At 35.1% G+C, this 5364-nt stretch carries 5 protein-coding genes and 1 pseudogene; 2 read left to right on the forward strand and 4 right to left on the reverse strand.

From position 1 onward, the window contains the following. Positions 1-359 precede the first annotated feature (359 nt). Together A9G30_RS03665 and A9G30_RS03670 are read left to right on the forward strand one after the other, a co-directional pair. Entirely contained in the window at positions 360-1268 is a 909-nt protein-coding gene (locus A9G30_RS03665) for an SPFH domain-containing protein (RefSeq protein WP_065588097.1), read from the forward strand. Between the two features lie 105 nt (positions 1269-1373). Beyond that, positions 1374-1841 (forward strand): NfeD family protein, encoded by a 468-nt coding sequence (locus A9G30_RS03670; RefSeq protein ID WP_218057710.1) that lies wholly within the window; start codon positions 1374-1376, stop codon positions 1839-1841. Positions 1842-1899: 58 nt separating this feature from the next. Here the strand turns inward: A9G30_RS03670 and yqfB are convergent, their stop codons facing one another. From yqfB to bglX, 4 genes and pseudogenes are all read right to left on the reverse strand, one after another. Continuing rightward, positions 1900-2208, reverse strand: coding sequence for a N(4)-acetylcytidine aminohydrolase (gene yqfB, locus A9G30_RS03675; protein ID WP_065588098.1), 309 nt, complete (start codon positions 2206-2208; stop codon positions 1900-1902). A gap of 251 nt (positions 2209-2459) precedes the next feature. Next, entirely contained in the window at positions 2460-2726 is a 267-nt protein-coding gene (locus A9G30_RS03680) for a hypothetical protein (protein WP_141671976.1), read from the reverse strand. Positions 2727-2908: 182 nt separating this feature from the next. Next, positions 2909-3088 (reverse strand): annotated as a pseudogene (locus A9G30_RS13565) (hypothetical protein); the annotation flags it as partial. A 62-nt stretch (positions 3089-3150) separates the two neighbouring features. Next, the coding region (bglX, locus tag A9G30_RS03685) for a beta-glucosidase BglX (RefSeq protein WP_065588100.1) at positions 3151-5364 on the reverse strand (2214 nt) is incomplete at its 5' end.

The following is a 5364-nucleotide window of genomic DNA, read 5'->3' on the forward strand; positions in this document are numbered from 1 at the left end:
AAATAATAACATATAAAAACTTATCACTTCATAATTAATAAACGCGATAAAAATAAAGATTCAATTATTCTTCAATTTTTTGATCAAAACGATAATATCCCATATCTCTTTTAACATAAGCGTCTCACACTTGACTCAAGGATAGCCTTCTTTAATTTCTTGTTCTAAATTACTTTGCTTATTCCATGGTAAATTTTGAGATTTAACATTTTGTAACTTATCAACGCATGAATTATAGGTATTAACAAATTCGAACAATCATAAATTTCATTATAAAAATCAATTATAACTAGTCAAATAATAAAATAATGCTTAGAATAACTAGTCATATTTAATTATAAATATAAGGAAATTAAACTATGCCAGTATTTTATATCGCCATCTGTATTATTGTTTTACTTGCTTTAATCACCGTTTTGAAAGGCATTACTATTGTTCCTCAAGGTTATCAATATACTATTGAGCGTTTTGGTAAATATACACATACACTTGAACCAGGTTTAAACATCATTATCCCTTTTATGGATGGTGTTGGTCGTAAAATTAATATGATGGAACAAGTTCTTGATATTCCATCACAAGAAGTGATATCGAAAGATAACGCCAATGTACAAATTGATGCTGTGTGTTTTATTCAAGTGCAAGAAGCAGCAAGGGCAGCATATCAAGTTAATCAATTAGAACGTGCTGTGATTAATTTAATGATGACCAATATTCGTACCGTTTTAGGTAGTATGGAATTAGATGAAATGTTATCCCAACGTGATCACATTAATTCTAAGTTACTAAATATTGTTGATGATGCAACAAGTCCTTGGGGAATAAAAATCACACGTATCGAAATTCGAGATGTTCGCCCACCGGCAGAACTCATTGCGGCAATGAACGCACAAATGAAGGCTGAACGTAATAAACGTGCGGAAATTCTTGAAGCGGAAGGTATTCGTCAAGCAGCGATTTTACGCTCAGAAGGTGAAAAACAATCTGAAATTTTAAAAGCTGAAGGTGAAAAACAATCAGCCTTTTTACAAGCCGAAGCGCGTGAACGTGCTGCCGAAGCTGAAGCTAGAGCAACTCAAATGGTATCAGATGCCATTGCAGCAGGTAATATAAATGCCATTAACTACTTTGTTGCACAAAAATATACTGAAGCGCTACAACAAATTGGTTCAGCTGATAACAGTAAAGTTATTATGGTGCCTCTTGATGCGTCAAGTTTAATGGGCAGTATTGGTGGTATTGCTGAATTGCTTAAAAATACGAAATAGAAATCGAACTTTATACTTAAACACAATATTTCCTAAAACTTTTTGATAAAAGCCATGGATTATATGTTTGAGTTTTTTAACTTAATCGATTTTGAAGGTAGCGTAATGACTGATTTTTTTATGGTTTTCTATAATTCACCTCATTGGGTGTTTATCGCTTTAGGCGGTATTTTACTGATTGCTGAATTAATTGGCACAAGTGGGTATGGGCTTTGGGCTGGGTGTGCAGCCATAATTGTTGGTTTAATGGCTTGGGCATTACCACTTTCTTGGTCAACTTTATGGATCTTATTTGCAATTCTGACGGTTATATCTGCTTATCTTTGGTGGTTTTGGCTTCGAAGAAATGGACAAGATAAATCCAGCAAAAGTGAAATCAATCAGCCTCAACAAGATTTAATTGGTATAAAAACTATTGTCACTGTCCCTATTATTAATGGTTCGGGAAGAGTAAAAATCAAAGATGGGACTTGGCCAGCCAAGTGTAATCAAGATCTTAACGCGGGCCAGTATGTTGAGGTTATTTCTGTTGATGGTTTAACTTTATATGTGCAACCCTTAAATAGATCATGACATTAGATTGTTTTTATCAAAAATAAAAATACGCGTTCAAACGCGTATTTTTTTATGATCATAAAAGAGAAAAACGAATTACAAAAAAATGTCTTTCATCTGGGTAAATATCTAAAATCACCTTTTTTAAATCACTCAATGTCATATTCTCTTGTTTTGCATGTTCTTCAGTTAATTGTTCAATAGTGATTGGTGTAACACTCACTATTTTTATGGTACAAAAGTATTCATTAGTTTCAAAAGTACCAACACGTAGCTCATCACCAACTTTAAAGTGTGATTCACTCCTATCGCGAATAGTAATAATTTTTAAACCAGCCAAAATATCAGACTTAAAGCGTTGGTAAAAAGTAATATCATTTTGCATAGTAATTCTCCTTGTAGTTAACCATTCTACAGTTACTCTCCTTATTTACGCTAGGTGTAATTTGAATTTTATGTAATAAATTATTTGCAAATTTAAAACAGTATCAACTAATGAATATCTTTTACAAAAAGATATTCTAAAAAAGGTTTATGGGATTTTTGGTTTTATCATAAAGGATTTTCTATTTTTTGCTGTCCTATTTTGAGGGCGGTTAAACTAGGATGCTATCATGAATAGCATCCTACCAATACTTAGTGTGACATTGACATTTTAATGCCACCTTTTGGAATTGGTACATAAGCGATTTCTTTAGCAGTCCTTTGCTTATTATTGCGTACTTTCAGCACGGTTTTAACACCAAAGAAGATAATATCGTACACAACGAAAATGATTAATATATGATGCATATTATCGTTTTGTTGTGCTGTCAAACTTCTATCTTCTACAATACGGCAATTATATTCCTCCGCTAAATAAAAGAATCTTTCTAGTTGAGGATCCGAATTGAATAGTCTCAATACTAGTGCCCAAGTGGTACAAATTAACAACCAGATAGCTAGAATGGTAGTTACCCTGATATTAGGTTAGGATTATTGATAAAATCAGCTTGTCCTTTTTCATCAGAAATAATGCAATAATCCGCTAATCAATCCAATCAAAATTGTAGACGGTATACAAACCTCAGCGGTAATTTCTCCTAAATATGTAAGCCAAAATAGCTACTCATAATACCAAACAACGAAAAAATGCAGTAACAGACTAATTTATGAGACAAATGAACAGCCATTTGCATAAGAGGGGGAATAATTGGTGTTTTACTGAGTTAATAAGCAATCACCAAAAACACAATTTGTTGAAGAAGCGTAGGATAAGATCGAATTCAAACACAATACTGACCACAGAAATAAAAACGTCGACAGATGTCGACGAAAAATTAAAAATTTATTTATCAAGCAAAGTGAAAGTTTGCTTATTTTGTGTTGTAGAGTCACTACCAATAAACACATTAAATTTACCCGGCTCTGCAACGTATTGCATTTTGTCATTCCAGAATTTTAACATGTCATATTTAATAGTAAATTTTACTTTACCTTTTTCATGTGGTTTTAAGGTGATATTTTCAAAACCCATCAACTCTTTAACAGGGCGACTAACTGAGGCTGTAACATCTTGCAAGTAGAGTTGAACTGTTTGCATACCTTCCTTATCGCCAATATTTTCAACATTGACTGTAACAACAATTTCACCCTCTTTGTCGATTTCAGGGCTAGATAAAGAAAAATCCATCGCAAAGTCGGTATAACTTAAACCAAAACCAAATGGAAATAATGGCTCGTTTGGGCTATCAAAATACGAAGTTGTATATTTCCCCATATTTTCGGTTCCACGTGGACGGCCAGTATTTAAATGGCTGTAATAAACAGGTATCTGCCCTACATTATTAGGAAAAGACATCGGCAGCTTACCAGAAGGGTTATACTGACCAAATAATACATCAGCAATAGCATTACCCCCCTCAGTTCCTAAAAACCAAGTTTCAAGCATTGCATCAGCTTGAGCATATTCTTCAGTTAATGTTAATGGGCGACCATTCATTAATACAATAACCAATGGTTTTCCAGTTTCTTTTAATGCTTTGAGCAATCGTTTTTGGCTTGCTTGTAAAGATAGATCTGTTCGACTTGATGATTCATGAGCCATGCCTTCGGCTTCGCCAACAAAGGCAATAACAACATCAGATTTCTTCGCTATATTAACTGCTTCGGCAATGATTTTATCCGCTGGCCTATCATCAAATTTGGTGTTTTCTCCATATAAATTTAAAAAACGATATAAATTTACATCATCAGAAAGATTAGCACCAAATGCGTAGCTAACTGATTTTGGGTTCTTAACTGTGTTTTTGATGCCTTCTAATGGTGTTACCGCCAAATTAGTACGCCCAGCACCCGACCAACTACCTAAAATATCTCGTTTTGAATTAGCCAATGGACCTATTACCGCAATTTTCTTATTTCTGGCTAGCGGTAAGATCTTATTCTCATTTTTTAATAGCACAATGCTACGACGAGCCACATCTCGCGCTTCTTCACGATGTAGGCGGTTATTTGAAAACATTGTCTCGATATCTAATTTTGGATCTAAATAGCGATTAGGATCACTAAATAGCCCCATATCATATTTAAGCTCAAGAACTCGGCGGCAAGCTTGATTTAATTGATCTTCGGTAATAGCCCCTTCTTTCACTAATTCAGGCAAAAATTGTAAGAAATATTCATCATTCATACTCATATCAATGCCAGCTTTAATCGCAACGCGAACCGCATCTTTCGCATCGCTAGCCACACCATGGTTAATTAGCTCCCGAATAGCGCCATGATCACTAACCACAACACCATCAAAATGCCATTGATTGCGCAACACTTCGGTCAATAACCAATGGTTAGCTGTTGCAGGAATACCATTAACACTGACCAGAGAAACCATGACTGCACGGCTACCAGCATCAATTGCTGCTTTATAAGGGACAAGATATTCTTGGAACATTTTTCGTTCACTCATATCTGTACTGTTATATTCACGCCCGCCTTCAACTGCACCATAAAGCGCAAAATGTTTTACAGCCGTTGCAAGCGATTTTTTATCAGCAAGCGACTGTTTTTGCATTCTCTCAACAAAAATACGTCCCGCTTCGGATGTTAAATAAGGATCTTCGCCAAAACCTTCTGACACACGCCCCCATCTTGGATCGCGAGTAATATCGACCATTGGAGCCCAAATGATGTTCAATCCATCGGCTGTGGCTTCTTCAGCAGATATTTCTGCCACTTTAGCCATTACACTACGATCCCAACTTGATGCAATACCTAAATTAATAGGGAATATGGTTCGGTGCCCATGAATGACATCAAACCCAAAAAATAGCGGGATTTTATTCGGAGATTTTAAAGCTCGTTCTTGCATTTGCGACAGATCTGGCTCGACAATGGTATTAAAAATACCACCAACTTCACCCACTTCAATGTTATCAAGCACTTTATCTAAAGTTAAATCGCCCCCAACACTAATCAAACGTAATTGGCCTGCTTTTTCTTGAATCGTCATTTTCGATAATAAATTATCAATAAAAACTTTCTTTGCTTCGCTATTGAGCTC

Source organism: Gilliamella sp. Fer4-1 (genome assembly GCF_001690515.1).
Lineage (GTDB): Bacteria > Pseudomonadota > Gammaproteobacteria > Enterobacterales > Orbaceae > Gilliamella > Gilliamella apicola_C.